Below are 14,971 nucleotides of genomic sequence, written 5' to 3' on the forward strand. Positions count from 1 at the left end.
ATTGCGAAATTTTGAGTGCGGGTTCAAACAAGAAGAGTAATTACACACAAAAGCTAAACGCCAGAAACCAAAAAGCCCGAACATTTCTGTTCGGGCTTCTTAATTTGGAGCGATACATCGGGTTCGAACCGATGACCTCAACCTTGGCAAGGTTGCGCTCTACCAACTGAGCTAGTATCGCATTTGCTTTACCGAAATAAAGACTTAAATAGATGGTGCCCCGGGCCGGACTTGAACCGGCACAGCGCGAACGCCGAGGGATTTTAAATCCCTTGTGTCTACCAATTCCACCACCAGGGCACGCAATTCTTTATTGCGATGCCGATTACTGAAAAGTAAAACACCATCTTAATGCTGATGCCAATCAACATTACAAAATTTGGAGCGATACATCGGGTTCGAACCGATGACCTCAACCTTGGCAAGGTTGCGCTCTACCAACTGAGCTAGTATCGCATTTTCATTCTTATTATCTCTTAACTTATCAAACTAAGAGAAAGAATGGAGGCGCCTCCCGGAGTCGAACCGAGGTCCACGGATTTGCAATCCGCTGCATAGCCACTCTGCCAAGGCGCCTTAGTATCTCCAACAGTATCGCTCAAAGCCATCCTCTTGGGTACGGGATGCATTCTACGGATTAAGACGATTGAGTCAATAATATTTTTTGTATTTTTAATTCGTTTGAATAAATTTCATACGAAACAGGCCAAATAGCTGACTTTATAGGCAAAACATACTGCAAACGTGTTATTCAAAGGAGACCTAAATCACATTAGATACCGATTATTAATCACTTCACCGAAAGTTAAAGATCAAAAAAGCGAGCCTCAGCTCGCTTCTCTATCAATGGTGTTTTTCGTCCAGCAAATCGTCTTTGGCTGCCGTCAAGTATTGCGCCATAGACCAGTAAGTTAGAATTGTTGCAATGTAAAGTGCGATGTAGCCAACCCAAATCATCCAATCGTCATAACGCCAAATCAGCACCCACAACGCGAACATTTGAGAAAGGGTTTTCACTTTTCCAACCCAAGAAACCGCAACACTTGCGCGTTTACCAATCTCAGCCATCCATTCGCGAAGCGCTGAAATGATGATCTCACGAGCTATCATGGTGACCGCTGGGATCGTGATCCAAATCGAGTGGTAATGCTCAGTGATCAAGATAAGAGCCGTAGCAACCAACACTTTGTCAGCGACCGGATCAATAAATGCACCGAAGCGAGAGGTTTGCCCCAACTTACGAGCTAACATGCCATCGAGCCAGTCAGTAAAACCTGCTACCCAAAAAACCATCGCAGCAGCAAAAGGAGCCCATTGATAAGGTAAGTAAAAGACGACAACGAATACTGGGATCAGAAACAGTCTCAGTAAGGACAAAATATTAGGTATATTCAAACGCATATTATTAGGCTCTTATTAATTGCGCTTCAATGGTGCGGGATTTTTACTATTGTTTCAATGCTTGATAAATGTTTTCTGCCAAAGAATGACTAATACCCGGCACTTTGGCTATTTCTTCGACAGTTGCACGCTTAAGTTCTTGTAAGCCACCCATATATTTGAGCAGAGATTGACGACGCTTCGGTCCTACACCTTCAATTCCTTCCAATGCACTGGTTCGACGAGTTTTACCTCGTTTGGCTCTGTGCCCAGCTATCGCATGATTATGGCTCTCATCACGAATGTGTTGGATAAGGTGCAGTGCGGGTGCATCACTTGGTAGATTAAACTCTTCACCTTCAAGGGTCACCAAGGTTTCTAAACCCGGCTTACGTGTTACCCCTTTCGCTATCCCCATCATTCTTGGTCTAAATGGCCAATCCCCCCAATATTGAGAAATGATCTCATGCGCGCGGTTTAACTGACCTTTGCCACCATCGATAAAGATGATGTCTGGAATTTTGTCGACATCGAGTTGCTTCGAGTAACGTCGTTCAAGAACCTGTGCCATCGCCGCATAGTCATCACCACCAGTAATACCCGTGATGTTATACCGGCGGTATTCAGCTTTAACCGGGCCTTCTTGATTGAATACCACACAAGAGGCAATCGTACTTTCACCCATGGTATGACTGATATCAAAACATTCCATCCGCTTGATAGAGTCTATCGATAGCACTTCTTGAAGCGCTTTGAAACGCTGATTAATCGTCATTTTGTGATTAATCTTAGTCGTGATCGCCGTCAATGCATTGGTATTCGACAACTTAAGATAACGGCTTCGGGTGCCTGAAGGGTGCGTATTGAAGTGAATCTTACGCCCGGCGACGTCACACAAAGCTTGTTGAATCGGTGTAACATCTTCCATCAAATCCGCATTCAGAATCAGACGCGTCGGGATGGTTCTGGCTTCATTATGTGCTAGATAATACTGGCTTAAAAAGCTCGAAAAGACCTCTTCTCGCACCGTATTGTTGGGAATTTTCGGGAAATGACTTCGACTGCCTAAAACCTTGCCTTGGCGAATCATCAAGATATGAATACAAGCTACGCCATTCTCTTGAGCGAATCCGAGCACATCCATATCTTCCATTGAATCATCAGATACATACTGTTGCTCTTGTACACGTCGAATCGCTTGAATTTGGTCACGGAAAGCGGCCGCCTGTTCAAAACGCAGCTCTCGACTTGCCTTGTCCATTTTACCGATGAGCGTCTCAAGGACTAATTTGTCTTTCCCTTGTAAGAATAAACGAACGTAGTCGATAAGTTCACGGTACTCTTCATCAGAGATAATAGAGCTGACACATGGCGCTGCACAACGACCAATCTGATACATCAAGCATGGACGGGTTCTGTTGGCATAAATGGTATCTTCACACTGGCGGGCAGGGAAAATCTTTTGGATGAGGTGCAGCGTCTCACGCACAGCACCGGAATCAGGGTAAGGCCCGAAGTATTCGCCCTTTTTCTTCTTAGCACCACGATGCATCGACAAACGAGGATGCTTATGACCACTAATGAAAATATAAGGGTACGACTTATCATCACGCAGAAGTACATTATATTTAGGCAAGTACTGTTTGATGTAATTGTGTTCAAGAATGAGTGCTTCTGTTTCCGTGTGCGTAACGGTGACATCAATTTTATCGATATGACCGACCAAAGCGCGTGTTTTTTCACTGTCGACTTTTTTACGGAAATAACTGGACAAGCGTTTTTTGAGGTTTTTAGCTTTACCGACGTAGATAACAACAGCCTCGGCGTTATACATACGATAAACGCCGGGCTGCTCTGTTACTGTCTTGAGGAATTCAACTGAGTCAAACAAGTTGGTCACGATACGTTAAAGGGTCTCAGTGTCTAACATTCCATGTCTAATCGCTAAGTGAGTCAGTTCCACATCACCACTGATATTCAGTTTGCTAAACAAACGGTAACGGTAACTATTGACGGTCTTAGGACTTAGATTGAGTTGTTCCGAAATATCCGTCACTTTCTGACCCTTCGTAATCATCATCATAATTTGAAGTTCACGTTCAGATAAGTCTGCGAATGGATTTTCAGATGCAGGCGAGAATTGGCTTAAAGCCATCTGCTGCGCAATTTCTGGTGAAATGTATCGCTGGCCACTATTGACCATTCGAATAGCATTGACCATTTCATCCGGACCTGCACCTTTAGTAAGGTAACCCGCAGCCCCAGCTTGCATCACTTTAGTCGGAAATGGATTTTCCGTATGAACCGTTAAAACGATAATTTTAATATCAGGATTGAAACGTAAAATTTTCTTGGTTGCTTCTAAGCCACCAATACCTGGCATATTCATATCCATCAAAATAACGTCAATATTATTAGTACGACACCATTTGACAGCATTTTCACCGCTTTCAGCTTCCCCTGCTACGTTCATTCCACGGACGTCTTCAATAATACGTCGTATCCCTGTGCGAACCAGCTCGTGATCATCTACAAGGAAAACATTTATCAAACTTGTATCTCCACACTATTAATTGGCCCTGCAACCACTGTGTCATTTCGTCTGTTTACAACAATTAAAGAAAAGAGCAGTGGGTCACAGCATTGAGTACATCTTAACTTAATTAGTATAAAAAAGCTTTGTTGAATATGTGCTGAAACAAGAACTTTAGCAAGTACTTATTTATAAACAAGTCAACTAAAACAACAAGCTTTTCGTAAAAATCAAAGAGTTAAAACAGCGCACAATAAAATTACACAAGATAAAGATATTTTCAATACTATTGAATAGCCATTCATGACAATTTCGCTTTTTTGCTTATACCGTCCCGTTATGGGTCACCTTTGACGGCCGTAGGTTGGCTTTATACCGCCATTTTTCACATTCAAGGCCCAAGGTTGCACAGAGCAAACACCTCCCATCGCTTTAAGACGCTGCTATTTAGCTGAACTTTTGAGCTTCCTTTGTTAATGAAGTTCATTACCCTGATATGACTCTTAACACAGAGTAATTCAATCTGATTTTGTAATTTTATTTCACAAATAACGAATCCATAACAAGAATATTCCGAACCGTCTCATCTCAAACTCATACAGGTAATATTTACTTTCAAAATCTAACACTTAAAAACACGGTAAGACATATCGAGACAATTTATCGCGCTCATTTTTTCACTTAAATTGATATAAATCATGGCCACTGTGGACTTGAATGACCTTTCTTTTTAGCAAACCAATCCAAACCACGGAATATTTCGTAATAAGTTTACATAAACTCTATTTACAACATAGCCAACTATTGAGGAACCACGATGTTAGACACCCTCATGCTGTCTCGAATTCAGTTCGCGGCCAATATCAGCTTTCACATTCTTTTTCCTACCATCACGATAGCCCTAGCTTGGATTTTGGTGTTCTTCAAATGGCGCTATAACCGCACACAAGAGACGGTATGGTTAGACCTTTATTATTTCTGGGTCAAGATCTTCGCATTAACTTTTGCTTTAGGCGTTGTATCGGGTATCACCATGAGCTTTCAGTTTGGAACGAACTGGCCAGGCTTTATGGAAAAAGTCGGTAACGTGGCAGGGCCTCTTTTAGGTTATGAAGTGATGACGGCGTTCTTTATGGAAGCGACCTTTCTTGGCGTCATGCTATTTGGACGAGGACGCGTACCGGAATGGTTCCATACATTAGCCACGGTTTTAGTCGCCTTCGGAACCAGTATGTCCGCATTTTGGATTTTGGTGCTTAATAGCTGGATGCATACCCCAAGTGGCTATGAGTTAATCGGAGGCATTGTTCACGTGACCAGTTGGAAAGAGGTCATTTTGAACCCTTCACTGCCTTACCGGCTCGCCCATACATTATTGGCATCAGCATTAACGGCAAGCTTTCTGATTGCGGGAGTATCGGCTTACCAAGTCATCAAACGGCCCACTCATCGTTCAGCTAAACTCGGTTTAAAGGTCGCTCTCCTGACTGCCGCTGGCTTCATCCCTATACAAATTTTTATCGGTGATTTACATGGTTTGAATACCTTAAAACATCAGCCGGCTAAAGTGGCCGCGATGGAAGGAGTTTGGGACACTCAAAAAGGCGCTCCACTACTGCTATTCGCAGTCCCAAACGAAAAAACACGCAGCAATGATTTGGAATTAGGGATCCCTAAACTCGCGAGCCTGATCTTAACGCATGAACTGGATGGCGAAATTGTTGGACTTAATGAATTTGCCCCAAACCATCCTCCCGTAAAACCCTTGTTTTTTGGTTTCAGAGTGATGGTTGGCGTTGGTGTTGTCATGCTAGTGGTCAGTTGGTTTGGAACGGCAAGGTTAGCGCGTAAACAATCACTACCGAAACCTTTTCTATATATCGTATTCGCGATGACCTTTTCCGGTTGGGTCGCAACATTAGCGGGCTGGTATGTGACTGAAATTGGCAGACAGCCTTGGCTCGTAAATGGTGTGTTAAGAACGTCGGAAGCCGTTACTACCGTCGCCAGTAGCAGTGTAATGATATCCCTGACCATGTATTTAGCTATCTACGCCACCTTGTTAGTGGCCTACATTCACACCCTGTTCTATTTAGCACGCAAAGATATTGGCGCGCATCAAGTAACACAGACAAAACACGAGGTTTAACCATGCTTGATTATCTACCCGAAATATATCTCCTGTTACTTGGGTTTACTGTCTTTATGTATGCCATTTTAGACGGCTACGACCTGGGTGTTGGCGTACTGCTGCCGAGAGATAATGAAGCTCAACGCGATAGGATGATTGCCTCGATTGGCCCTTTTTGGGACGCCAATGAGACTTGGTTAGTACTGGCGGTCGGTATTTTGTTGATCGCCTTTCCTACCGCTCACAGCTTGATTCTGACTGAACTCTATATGCCGACAGCAATCATGCTTATCGCTTTGATTATGCGAGGGGTTGCGTTCGATTTTCGCGCTAAAGCGAACGCCGATCACAAGCCTCGTTGGGACTGGTGCTTTAAAATAGGATCTTTAGTAACGGCTTTGACACAAGGTTACATGGTCGGCCGCTACATTATGGGCTTTGAACAGAGCAATCAAGCGTTTGGCTTCGCCTGGTTAAGCGCTCTCTGTGTCACCGCAGCGTACGTTTACATTGGTGGTGCGTGGCTGGTGTTAAAAACCGAAGGTGAATTACAAGCCCGATCTGCGCGCTGGTCACGGAGAGCCGGCTGGTTGGCCGCATTGGGGATTTTAGCTGTCAGCATTGTCAACCCCATCGTAAATCAACAAGTGGCACAGCGTTGGTTTAGCTTTCCAGAGATCTTACTGCTCACTCCGATTCCGTTAGTAGTACTGGCAACGATCTTTTTAGTTGATCGTTATTTGCGTCAGGTTCCCGTGGTGGATGACCTTGGCGCACGTTGGCCATTTTTTGGGGTAACAGTGATTTTTGCACTGAGCTTTTTAGGCCTTGCTTACAGCTTTTTTCCAGAAGTCGTTCCGGGGATCATGACAGCACAAGCCGCCGCCTCTTCGCCTGCAACACTTATCATTGTGGGTTATGGCGTGATGATAGTGATGCCGATGATTTTGCTGTATACCTTTGTCGTGTATCGTATCTTTAAAGGCAAAGCGACTGAATTAAGCTATAAGTAAACCGAATCCAACGCACCGCTCCATGGGCGGTGCGCTAACCATTCAATGGCGAATTCAAACACAACGCGCAACCGAGTGTGCGAAAAAGCACACCAAGTGGTAGAATTCGGCTCCCCTGATCAATAGGTTACCACATTGGATATTCAGCAAGGCTTTGTGCTCACAAGACAATCGAGAGATTTTTCAGGGCGTACACAAATCGATTTATGGCTCAGTACCCCTCAAGGTCCCACTCTACTGAGTATCCAAGATGAGAAACCGGTATTTTTTATCGCCCAATCTGATGTACAAGCCTGTCGAGCCATTGCAGAAAAGGAAGCGATTGACTGTCAATTTAAATCTTTAGAACTTGTCACTTTTGAGCAGACGCCTCTGGCCGCGTGCTACACATCTCTGTCGAGAAGTAGCTTTGGTTTAGCGCAAGCCTTTCACAACCAAGAAATCCAAACCTTTGAAAGCGATATTCGACTCGCCGATCGATTCTTGATGGAACGTTTTATCAAGGGCAGTATTGAGTTCACTGGATCTGCTGTACAAAAAAATCAGCATCGTCGAGTCTCAAAGGTAAAATGCCGAGCGGGTGACTACCTACCCTATCTATCAGTGGTCTCGCTTGATATTGAGTGTTCAGAAAAAGGCGTGCTTTATTCAATTGGCCTAGACAGCCCGATGGATAACCGAGTGATCATGGTCGGCGAAGCACAACCCGCTGAAACGAATATCCAATGGGTTGCCAACGAGAAAGCGCTACTCGAAGCTATGATAGCTTGGTTCTCTGAATTTGATCCTGACATCATCATTGGTTGGAACGTTATCGACTTCGATTTTAGGCTGCTGCACAAACGTTCAGACTGGAACGAAGTGAAGCTCAACATCGGCAGAGACAACCAACCGAGCTTTTTTCGCAGTTCCGCGCAAAATCAGCAAGGCTTTATCACGATTCCGGGGCGCGTTGTCTTGGATGGTATCGATATGCTTAAGACTGCGACCTACCACTTCCGTTCTTGGTCACTTGAATCGGTATCGCAAGAACTGCTTGGTGAAGGCAAAGACATCCATAACGTGCACGACCGTATGGATGAGATAAACCGAATGTTTAAGTTCGACAAACCTTCACTCGCTAAGTACAACCTTCAAGATTGTGTGCTAGTCAACCGCATCTTCGAGCACACTCATCTACTCGACTTCGCGATTGAGCGATCTCGATTAACCGGTGTCGAGCTGGATCGGGTTGGTGGCTCTGTTGCAGCCTTTACGAACTTATATCTGCCCCAAATCCACAGAGCGGGTTATGTCGCACCGAACTTAGAGCCGGAGAATTGGATGGCGAGCCCCGGCGGTTATGTGATGGATTCAATTCCCAACTTATACGACTCGGTGTTGGTACTCGACTTTAAGAGCCTGTACCCATCAATCATTCGCTCGTTTCTCATAGACCCTATGGGACTCATTGAAGGCTTAAAGTTGGAACTGGGGCCAGCAGACAACCAAGCCGTTGAAGGATTTCGAGGGGGGCAGTTTCACCGCACTAAACACTTCTTACCCGAGATGATTGAAAATCTATGGGCTGCACGAGATGTGGCGAAGAAGAACAACGAAAAGGCATTCTCTCAGGCGATTAAGATCATCATGAACTCATTCTATGGTGTGTTAGGTTCGTCTGGCTGTCGTTTCTTTGATACCCGATTGGCGTCTTCGATTACCATGCGCGGGCATGAGATCATGAAACAAACCAAAGTTCTGATAGAAGATAAAGGCTATCAAGTGATTTACGGCGACACCGATTCAACCTTCGTGTCTCTGAACGGCCGTTATGACCAGCAAAAAGCCGATAAGATCGGGAATGAACTGGTCGCTTACATCAACGATTGGTGGGCGAATCACTTAAAAGAGGCCCACAACTTAACTTCTATCCTCGAATTGGAATATGAGACTCACTATCGCAAATTTCTCATGCCGACGATTAGAGGTTCAGAAACAGGTTCAAAGAAACGTTATGCGGGATTAATCAATCAAGGTGACCAAGAGAAGATCATCTTTAAAGGGCTTGAGAGTGCACGCACCGATTGGACCCCTCTCGCCCAGCAATTCCAACAAACCTTGTATGAGATGGTTTTTCACGATCAAGATCCTAGTGATTACGTTAGACGGTTTGTTGATGAAACCTCTGCAGGCAAACATGATGATTTATTGGTGTACCAAAAGCGCTTACGCCGCAAATTACACGAATACCAAAAGAACATTCCGCCGCAGGTTCGCGCAGCTCGTATGGCCGACGAGATAAATACTCAGTTAGGACGCCCTCTTCAATATCAAAACAAAGGACGTATTGAGTATTTGATTACTCTGAGTGGTCCTGAGCCCAAGGAGTATTTAAAGAGTGGTATCGATTATCAGCACTATATCGACAAGCAGATCAAACCGGTCGCAGAGGCAATCCTACCCTTCATCGGTTTAGATTTTGAAAGAGTCAGTGGGCAGCAGTTGGGGCTGTTCTAACACTTTACTCAATATACTCATTAAACAAAAAAGCAGAGACATGCTCCTCCGCACGCTCTGCTTTTTAGTATCAATTGATCGGTTATCAATCTCTATCCGATTCTGAACTCGGTTTTCTGGTACTGCTTAACCAACCATTCGCCAAATCCATCCAGAATGCCAATCACTGAACGTTTAGGAATGGGACGACCTGAAAGTAAAATGCCCAGCCTTTGGATTTCGACTTCTCTGTCCGGGTGATATTTCAAGAACTGCTGACCACATTCGACCGGATCATCAAACCAATATTTATCACGGTACATCACCAACGAGTAGCTCGCTCGCAAAAGCTTCTTAGCGATAATCACCTGTGCAGCGACCTGCTGTTCTGGCGTTGTCGCTCGTGCAATTTTGTTGCGATACACGGCTAACCAGTTTTCCACATCCATATTCCAATGCTTAGCGATTTCCCAACTAGTTTCAAAATCACCATAGCAATCCGATAAGTCTTCACCATATACACACACGGCTAAATGCTTAAGCATAAACCCCCAAGTAAAGATGTTGTCAAAATCGACTATCTCACTCACCAATGTCGTTTTTATTGCAACCTGAGTGACCTGCGGAAAGCTCTTTTGAAAGCGCCACTTAATGGTGTTCAATAATGTGGTGCGTTGGTCGGGGAAAGGACGATGAGTCACCACAATCACATCAAGATTAGAACGAGCGACCACAGCTTGCTTACGTGCCACGCTGCCATAGATATAGACACTGTGCAAATTAGAGCCTAACCCCCCCTTCAGAAAGGTGATCAGATCGTTAACTACAGGTTGAAATTCAGATTGAAAAGGCTGTGTTGGATCAATAATGGGTAACTGCATAGGTCGTTTCGGTAAATAAAATAATGATTTAACTATAACGCTATGATCGCCTAGGTGACTTTATGATTCAAGCTATTCCTATTTATAGCATCTCCGAGATATAATCAGCGGATAGACCCACTAAGGACAAACACAAAATGCCTAGAGCAAGTGAAATTAAAAAAGGTTTTGCGATCGACGTTGATGGTAAAACAGTACTCGTTAAAGATATCGAAGTAACAACACCAGGTGGCCGTGGCGGTCAAAAGATTTACCGTTTCCGTGGTAGCGATGTCGCCACTGGCGTTAAAACAGAAGTTCGCCACAAGGCTGACGAGATCGTTGAAACGATTGAAGTCACTAAGCGCGCTGTCATGTTCTCTTACGTCGATGGCAACGAGTACATCTTTATGGACAACGAAGACTACACACAGTTTATCTTCAACGGTGAAACGATCGAAGACGAACTGCTGTTCATCAACGAAGAGACCCAAGGTGTGTACGCAATTCTTATCGATGGTAACGCGGCAACTCTTGAGCTTCCTTCTTCTGTTGAACTTGTTATCGAAGAAACTGACCCTTCAATCAAAGGTGCATCAGCGTCTGCTCGTACTAAGCCAGCTCGTCTGTCTACAGGCCTTACTGTTCAAGTTCCTGAGTACATCGCAACTGGCGACAAAGTTGTTGTGAACACAGCTGAACGTAAATACATGAACCGCGCAAGCTAAGATATTGATTATGACCGAAGCTAACAACCTAATCTCTTACGACGATGCTATTGATACTGCATACGACATCTTTCTAGAGATGGCGCCTGATAACCTTGAACCTGCAGACGTAATCTTATTTACGGCTCAGTTTGAAGATCGTGGCGCAGCAGAACTTGTTGAAACTGGTGACGATTGGGTTGAACATGTTGGCTTTGACGTCGACAAAACGATCTACGCTGAAGTACGCATTGGTCTTGTCAATGAAGCTGACGATGTCTTAGATGACGTATTCGCTCGTCTGCTGATCAGCCGAGACCCTGAACATAAGTTCTGTCACATGTTGTGGAAACGCGACTAGGCTCTTCTCAAACCAGCTCAGACTACTGAGCTGGTTTTTTTACGACTTGATAGCCTCATCACTTTACCAAACAGTAACTCTACAAAATTATGACCAAAGCAAAAACCGATACCTTATCCAAGGGCTATGCCTGTGTTGGATTAGTCAATCCCAAAACGCCTGAAAATGTTGGCTCAGTAATGCGCGCGGCTGGTTGCTACGGAGTAAACTCTGTATTTTATACGGGTACCCGTTATGATCACGCTCGACAGTTCCATACCGACACCAAAGAAAAGCACCTTGAATTACCATTAATCGGTGTGGAAGACTTGAAAGATATTATTCCGGTTGGCTGTGTACCTATTGCCGTTGACTTGATAGAAGGTGCGAAACCACTGCCTGATTATAAGCACCCACCACGTGCTTTTTATATCTTTGGCCCAGAAGATGGGACGTTGAAAAAAGAGATCACAGATTTCTGTCGTGAAACCATCTACGTCCCAACCAATGGTTGCATGAACCTTGCAGCGGCGGTCAATGTTATTCTGTACGACCGAATGGCAAAAGGTGATAACTTCTCTAATCATTTGAAAGTGACCTAACCTACTCGTTAGGCACTTCCATATGATGTGAATAACACCATATTCTAGATAGAAAAAAACCTGCTCAGTCAGCAGGTTTTTTAGTATTCAGTGCTTTTAGCGAATCAAGCTTTAAGCATAACAACTTAAGTCATTACTGACGTGTTCTTGGCTTAGCCGGTTTAGCTGGACGACCGTTGTTCAGTTTAGGCTTGCTTTTGTTAGCCTGAGGTTTGCCTTTGTTTGCAGCTGGAGCGCTACGACCTGAATCCGGTGTTGTCGTACCGCGAGTTGCAGGCTTCTTGCGTTTAGTTTGGTTGCTACGGCCTTTTGGTGCGTTTGCACGCTCTTCGTGACGCTTAACAGCGCGACGAATTTTTTGGCTACGAGAACGCTCACGCTTACGAGAAGTGTTTGAAGGATCAAGATCCAACAGTGTCTCTTTCTCAGGCTTAAGCTCAACAAGCTCACGCAGGTAGTTAACTTCTTGTAGATCGAGCTCTTTCCAACCGCCACGAGGCAGTTTCTTATCAAGGTAGATATCACCGTAACGGACACGTTTCAGGCGACTTACTGTCGTTTCTTGAGATTCCCAAAGACGACGAACCTCACGGTTACGACCTTCGTTAATCGCTACGTAGAAAGTATGGTTCATACCTTCGCCACCAGCGTAAACCACATCTTCGAAGCGCGCCATGCCGTCTTCCAGTTGCACACCGCGAGTAACGTTTTTAACTTTCTGCTCAGTCACTTCACCGAATACACGTACCAAGTACTCACGCTCAACCTGACGGCTTGGGTGCATTAGACGGTTTGCAAGCTCACCATCAGTCGTGAACAGCAAAAGGCCTGATGTGTTTGCATCAAGACGACCCACTGAAATCCAACGAGAACCACGGATCTTAGGTAGACGATCGAAAACAGTACGGCGACCTTCAGGATCGTGGCGAGTACACAGCTCACCTTCAGGTTTGTAGTAAGCAAGCACACGACAAACCACTTCTTCAGAAGCCTTGCCTGAAACAGTGTGGCCATCGATACGGATCACTGAGTTCTCGTCTTCAAGACGCTCGCCCAGTTTCGCAACTTGACCGTTAACACTTACACGACCAGATTTGATCAAACCTTCTAGTTCACGGCGAGAACCGTGACCAGCTCGCGCTAGAACCTTCTGTAATTTTTCGCTCATTTACTCTTTTCTACCTAATTGTCGTCTTCACAGACGTCGAATGAATTTTTCGCGACCAAATCGCGGTCGCGTATTATGGCAAAAAAAACACCCAAAAGCACTTGTTATTTACCGTGGCAGGTTTGCAGTATCGTTACAGACTGTTAATCAATAAAGCGATTATTCAAACGGTGTTGGATCGCCTGCACCATGACGTAAAACCACGGCATCATCATCACTGAAATCAATAACCGTGGTCGGTTGTTCACCTAAATAGCCACCATTCAAAATGACGTCAACCGCATGCTCTAGGCTGTCACGAATTTCTTCTGGATCCGACTCAGTCGTCTCGTTACCCGGAAGAATCAGTGATGTCGACATCAATGGCTCACCCATCGCTTCCAACAGGTCAAGTGCAATTTTGTTGTCTGGGACACGAATACCAATCGTTTTACGCTTGGCGTTCATTAAACGCTTTGGCACTTCTTTGGTTGCTTTAAAGATAAACGTGTAAGCACCGGGGGTGTGTGCCTTCAGCAGACGAAAAGCGACGTTATCAACGCGTGCATACAGTGATAATTCAGAAAGATCACGACATAATAACGTGAAGTTGTGCTTGTCATCGATGCGACGAATTTTACAGATGCGTTCAAGTGCTTGTTTATTTTCAAGTTGACAGCCCAGCGCATAACCGGAATCTGTTGGATAAACCACAACGCCGCCGTTACGAATAATTGCAACCGCTTGAGTAATTAAGCGCGCTTGTGGGTTATCTGGGTGTACATAAAAAAACTGGCTCATTGTTGATCCTCGTTATCGAATCTCTCGACTCTATCATCAGAAGGAGTTGGTTCACCTAAATACAGTCATCGGTATCAGTTGGTAAAACCGTTTGAAACTCCCAATCTTTCCATACTTCTTCGACCCCAGAAGGTAGCCAGAGATTACGTCCAAGTTCCATCCACGGAGATGGGTAATGGAAATCACTGCCTTGGGAGGCTAATAGTTTGTATTGTATAGCATAATCCGCGAGTGTGCGTCTTTCTTGTTGCGCTTGTTGAGGTTGAGCGACTTCCATCGCATCCCCTTTCGCTTCAACAAATGCGGCTAGCAGGCGCTTAACCCACTTGGCAGTTAGGCCGTATCGCCCAGGATGAGCGAGTACGGCTTGACCACCAGCGGCATGAATGGCGGTGACAGCATCACTCATCGAACACCACGTTGGCGGCACATAGCCTGGGTTATTGCGAGTAAGAAACTTTTTAAACACTTGCTGCAAGGTTTTCGCGTAGCCGTTATCGACTAACCACTTAGCAAAGTGAGCACGAGTAATAGGCGCATCACCCGCAATCAATTTAACTTCTTCTAGCACCCCTTCACGCGTCGCTTTCTCAAGACGTTGAGCAATCATCTCAGCACGTCCAATACGGTGTTGCTTCTGTTGCTCAATGAGCGCTTTAAGCTCGGGTGACTCAGGATCAACGTTTAACCCAACAATATGGATATCTTTGTTTTGCCAAACAGTCGAAATCTCAATGCCGTTGATCAGCTGGATGGGAAGATGGTTATCAGCAATATAGTTGCGTGCTTCAGCAAGCCCATCCGTCGTGTCATGATCTGTAATCGCTAGCGCTTCGATGTTAAAGCCCAGCGCTCGGTCAATTAGCTCAGGTGGAGTAAGTCGGCCATCTGAGGCTGTTGTATGACTATGTAGATCAATTCTCATATATTCTTTTTCATTGTTTTCAATTTTTATCGTTATATTTGTGTCAACACACTT

Annotated in this window: 13 protein-coding genes and 4 tRNA genes; 6 read left to right on the top strand and 11 right to left on the bottom strand. The window is 44.8% G+C overall.

Annotated features, from left to right (window positions below):
* Positions 1–105: 105 nt before the first annotated feature.
* The 7 genes from OCU36_RS08050 to uvrY form a co-directional block, all read right to left on the bottom strand.
* Positions 106–181: transfer RNA gene (locus tag OCU36_RS08050), tRNA-Gly, on the bottom strand.
* Between the two features lie 32 nt (positions 182–213).
* Positions 214–300 (bottom strand) — tRNA-Leu (locus OCU36_RS08055).
* 80 nt (positions 301–380) lie between these two features.
* Positions 381–456 (bottom strand) — tRNA-Gly (locus tag OCU36_RS08060).
* Positions 457–502: 46 nt separating this feature from the next.
* Positions 503–576, bottom strand: a tRNA-Cys gene (locus tag OCU36_RS08065).
* 267 nt (positions 577–843) lie between these two features.
* Positions 844–1,401, bottom strand: coding sequence for a CDP-diacylglycerol--glycerol-3-phosphate 3-phosphatidyltransferase (gene pgsA, locus OCU36_RS08070; RefSeq protein WP_261837529.1), 558 nt, complete (start codon positions 1,399–1,401; stop codon positions 844–846).
* A gap of 46 nt (positions 1,402–1,447) precedes the next feature.
* Positions 1,448–3,280, bottom strand: a complete 1,833-nt coding sequence (gene uvrC, locus OCU36_RS08075) for an excinuclease ABC subunit UvrC (protein WP_261837530.1) — start codon at positions 3,278–3,280, stop codon at positions 1,448–1,450.
* Between the two features lie 6 nt (positions 3,281–3,286).
* On the bottom strand, positions 3,287–3,931 hold the full coding sequence (gene uvrY / locus OCU36_RS08080; protein ID WP_261837531.1) for a UvrY/SirA/GacA family response regulator transcription factor: 645 nt from the start codon (positions 3,929–3,931) through the stop codon (positions 3,287–3,289).
* 799 nt (positions 3,932–4,730) lie between these two features.
* Between uvrY and OCU36_RS08085 the strand changes: the two genes are divergently transcribed.
* The 3 genes from OCU36_RS08085 (at position 4,731) to OCU36_RS08095 (ending at position 9,556) form a co-directional block, all read left to right on the top strand.
* On the top strand, positions 4,731–6,062 hold the full coding sequence (locus OCU36_RS08085; RefSeq protein WP_261837532.1) for a cytochrome ubiquinol oxidase subunit I: 1,332 nt from the start codon (positions 4,731–4,733) through the stop codon (positions 6,060–6,062).
* 2 nt (positions 6,063–6,064) lie between these two features.
* A complete protein-coding gene (locus OCU36_RS08090; RefSeq protein WP_261837533.1) occupies positions 6,065–7,057 on the top strand; it encodes a cytochrome d ubiquinol oxidase subunit II in 993 nt (330 codons plus the stop codon).
* A 135-nt stretch (positions 7,058–7,192) separates the two neighbouring features.
* Positions 7,193–9,556, top strand: a complete 2,364-nt coding sequence (locus OCU36_RS08095) for a DNA polymerase II (RefSeq protein WP_261837534.1) — start codon at positions 7,193–7,195, stop codon at positions 9,554–9,556.
* Positions 9,557–9,648: 92 nt separating this feature from the next.
* On the opposite strand, the gene OCU36_RS08100 is transcribed toward OCU36_RS08095, so the two are convergent.
* Positions 9,649–10,416, bottom strand: a complete 768-nt coding sequence (locus OCU36_RS08100) for a nucleotidyltransferase domain-containing protein (RefSeq protein WP_261837535.1) — start codon at positions 10,414–10,416, stop codon at positions 9,649–9,651.
* Positions 10,417–10,553: 137 nt separating this feature from the next.
* Between OCU36_RS08100 and efpL the strand changes: the two genes are divergently transcribed.
* The 3 genes from efpL (at position 10,554) to OCU36_RS08115 (ending at position 12,044) form a co-directional block, all read left to right on the top strand.
* A complete protein-coding gene (efpL, locus tag OCU36_RS08105) occupies positions 10,554–11,123 on the top strand; it encodes an elongation factor P-like protein EfpL (protein ID WP_261837536.1) in 570 nt (189 codons plus the stop codon).
* A 10-nt stretch (positions 11,124–11,133) separates the two neighbouring features.
* Positions 11,134–11,463: an HI1450 family dsDNA-mimic protein gene (locus tag OCU36_RS08110; protein ID WP_261837537.1), complete on the top strand. Its 330-nt coding sequence runs from the start codon at positions 11,134–11,136 to the stop codon at positions 11,461–11,463.
* An 89-nt stretch (positions 11,464–11,552) separates the two neighbouring features.
* On the top strand, positions 11,553–12,044 hold the full coding sequence (locus tag OCU36_RS08115) for an RNA methyltransferase (RefSeq protein WP_261837538.1): 492 nt from the start codon (positions 11,553–11,555) through the stop codon (positions 12,042–12,044).
* A 133-nt stretch (positions 12,045–12,177) separates the two neighbouring features.
* On the opposite strand, the gene rluB is transcribed toward OCU36_RS08115, so the two are convergent.
* The 3 genes from rluB to rnm all read right to left on the bottom strand — a co-directional run bounded on the left by rluB (position 12,178) and on the right by rnm (position 14,917).
* Positions 12,178–13,212, bottom strand: coding sequence for a 23S rRNA pseudouridine(2605) synthase RluB (gene rluB, locus OCU36_RS08120; protein ID WP_017055112.1), 1,035 nt, complete (start codon positions 13,210–13,212; stop codon positions 12,178–12,180).
* Positions 13,213–13,371: 159 nt separating this feature from the next.
* On the bottom strand, positions 13,372–13,992 hold the full coding sequence (locus OCU36_RS08125; protein ID WP_261837539.1) for an L-threonylcarbamoyladenylate synthase: 621 nt from the start codon (positions 13,990–13,992) through the stop codon (positions 13,372–13,374).
* Between the two features lie 55 nt (positions 13,993–14,047).
* Positions 14,048–14,917 carry an RNase RNM gene (gene rnm / locus OCU36_RS08130; RefSeq protein WP_261837540.1) on the bottom strand — a complete coding sequence of 290 codons (870 nt, stop codon included), beginning with the start codon at positions 14,915–14,917 and terminating at the stop codon, positions 14,048–14,050.
* Positions 14,918–14,971 lie beyond the last annotated feature (54 nt).

The sequence above is a fragment of the Vibrio artabrorum genome, from assembly GCF_024347295.1.
Classification (GTDB): Bacteria; Pseudomonadota; Gammaproteobacteria; order Enterobacterales; family Vibrionaceae; genus Vibrio; species Vibrio artabrorum.

Excerpts from the sequence above, each read along its gene's own strand:
- OCU36_RS08125 (WP_261837539.1), bottom strand. The coding sequence starts at position 13,992 with ATGAGCCAGTTTTTTTATGTACACCCAGATAACCCACAAGCGCGCTTA.
- rluB (WP_017055112.1), bottom strand. The coding sequence starts at position 13,212 with ATGAGCGAAAAATTACAGAAGGTTCTAGCGCGAGCTGGTCACGGTTCT.
- OCU36_RS08115 (WP_261837538.1), top strand. The coding sequence starts at position 11,553 with ATGACCAAAGCAAAAACCGATACCTTATCCAAGGGCTATGCCTGTGTT.
- OCU36_RS08110 (WP_261837537.1), top strand. The coding sequence starts at position 11,134 with ATGACCGAAGCTAACAACCTAATCTCTTACGACGATGCTATTGATACT.
- pgsA (WP_261837529.1), bottom strand. The coding sequence starts at position 1,401 with ATGCGTTTGAATATACCTAATATTTTGTCCTTACTGAGACTGTTTCTG.
- OCU36_RS08100 (WP_261837535.1), bottom strand. The coding sequence starts at position 10,416 with ATGCAGTTACCCATTATTGATCCAACACAGCCTTTTCAATCTGAATTT.
- OCU36_RS08085 (WP_261837532.1), top strand. The coding sequence starts at position 4,731 with ATGTTAGACACCCTCATGCTGTCTCGAATTCAGTTCGCGGCCAATATC.
- efpL (WP_261837536.1), top strand. The coding sequence starts at position 10,554 with ATGCCTAGAGCAAGTGAAATTAAAAAAGGTTTTGCGATCGACGTTGAT.
- rnm (WP_261837540.1), bottom strand. The coding sequence starts at position 14,917 with ATGAGAATTGATCTACATAGTCATACAACAGCCTCAGATGGCCGACTT.
- OCU36_RS08090 (WP_261837533.1), top strand. The coding sequence starts at position 6,065 with ATGCTTGATTATCTACCCGAAATATATCTCCTGTTACTTGGGTTTACT.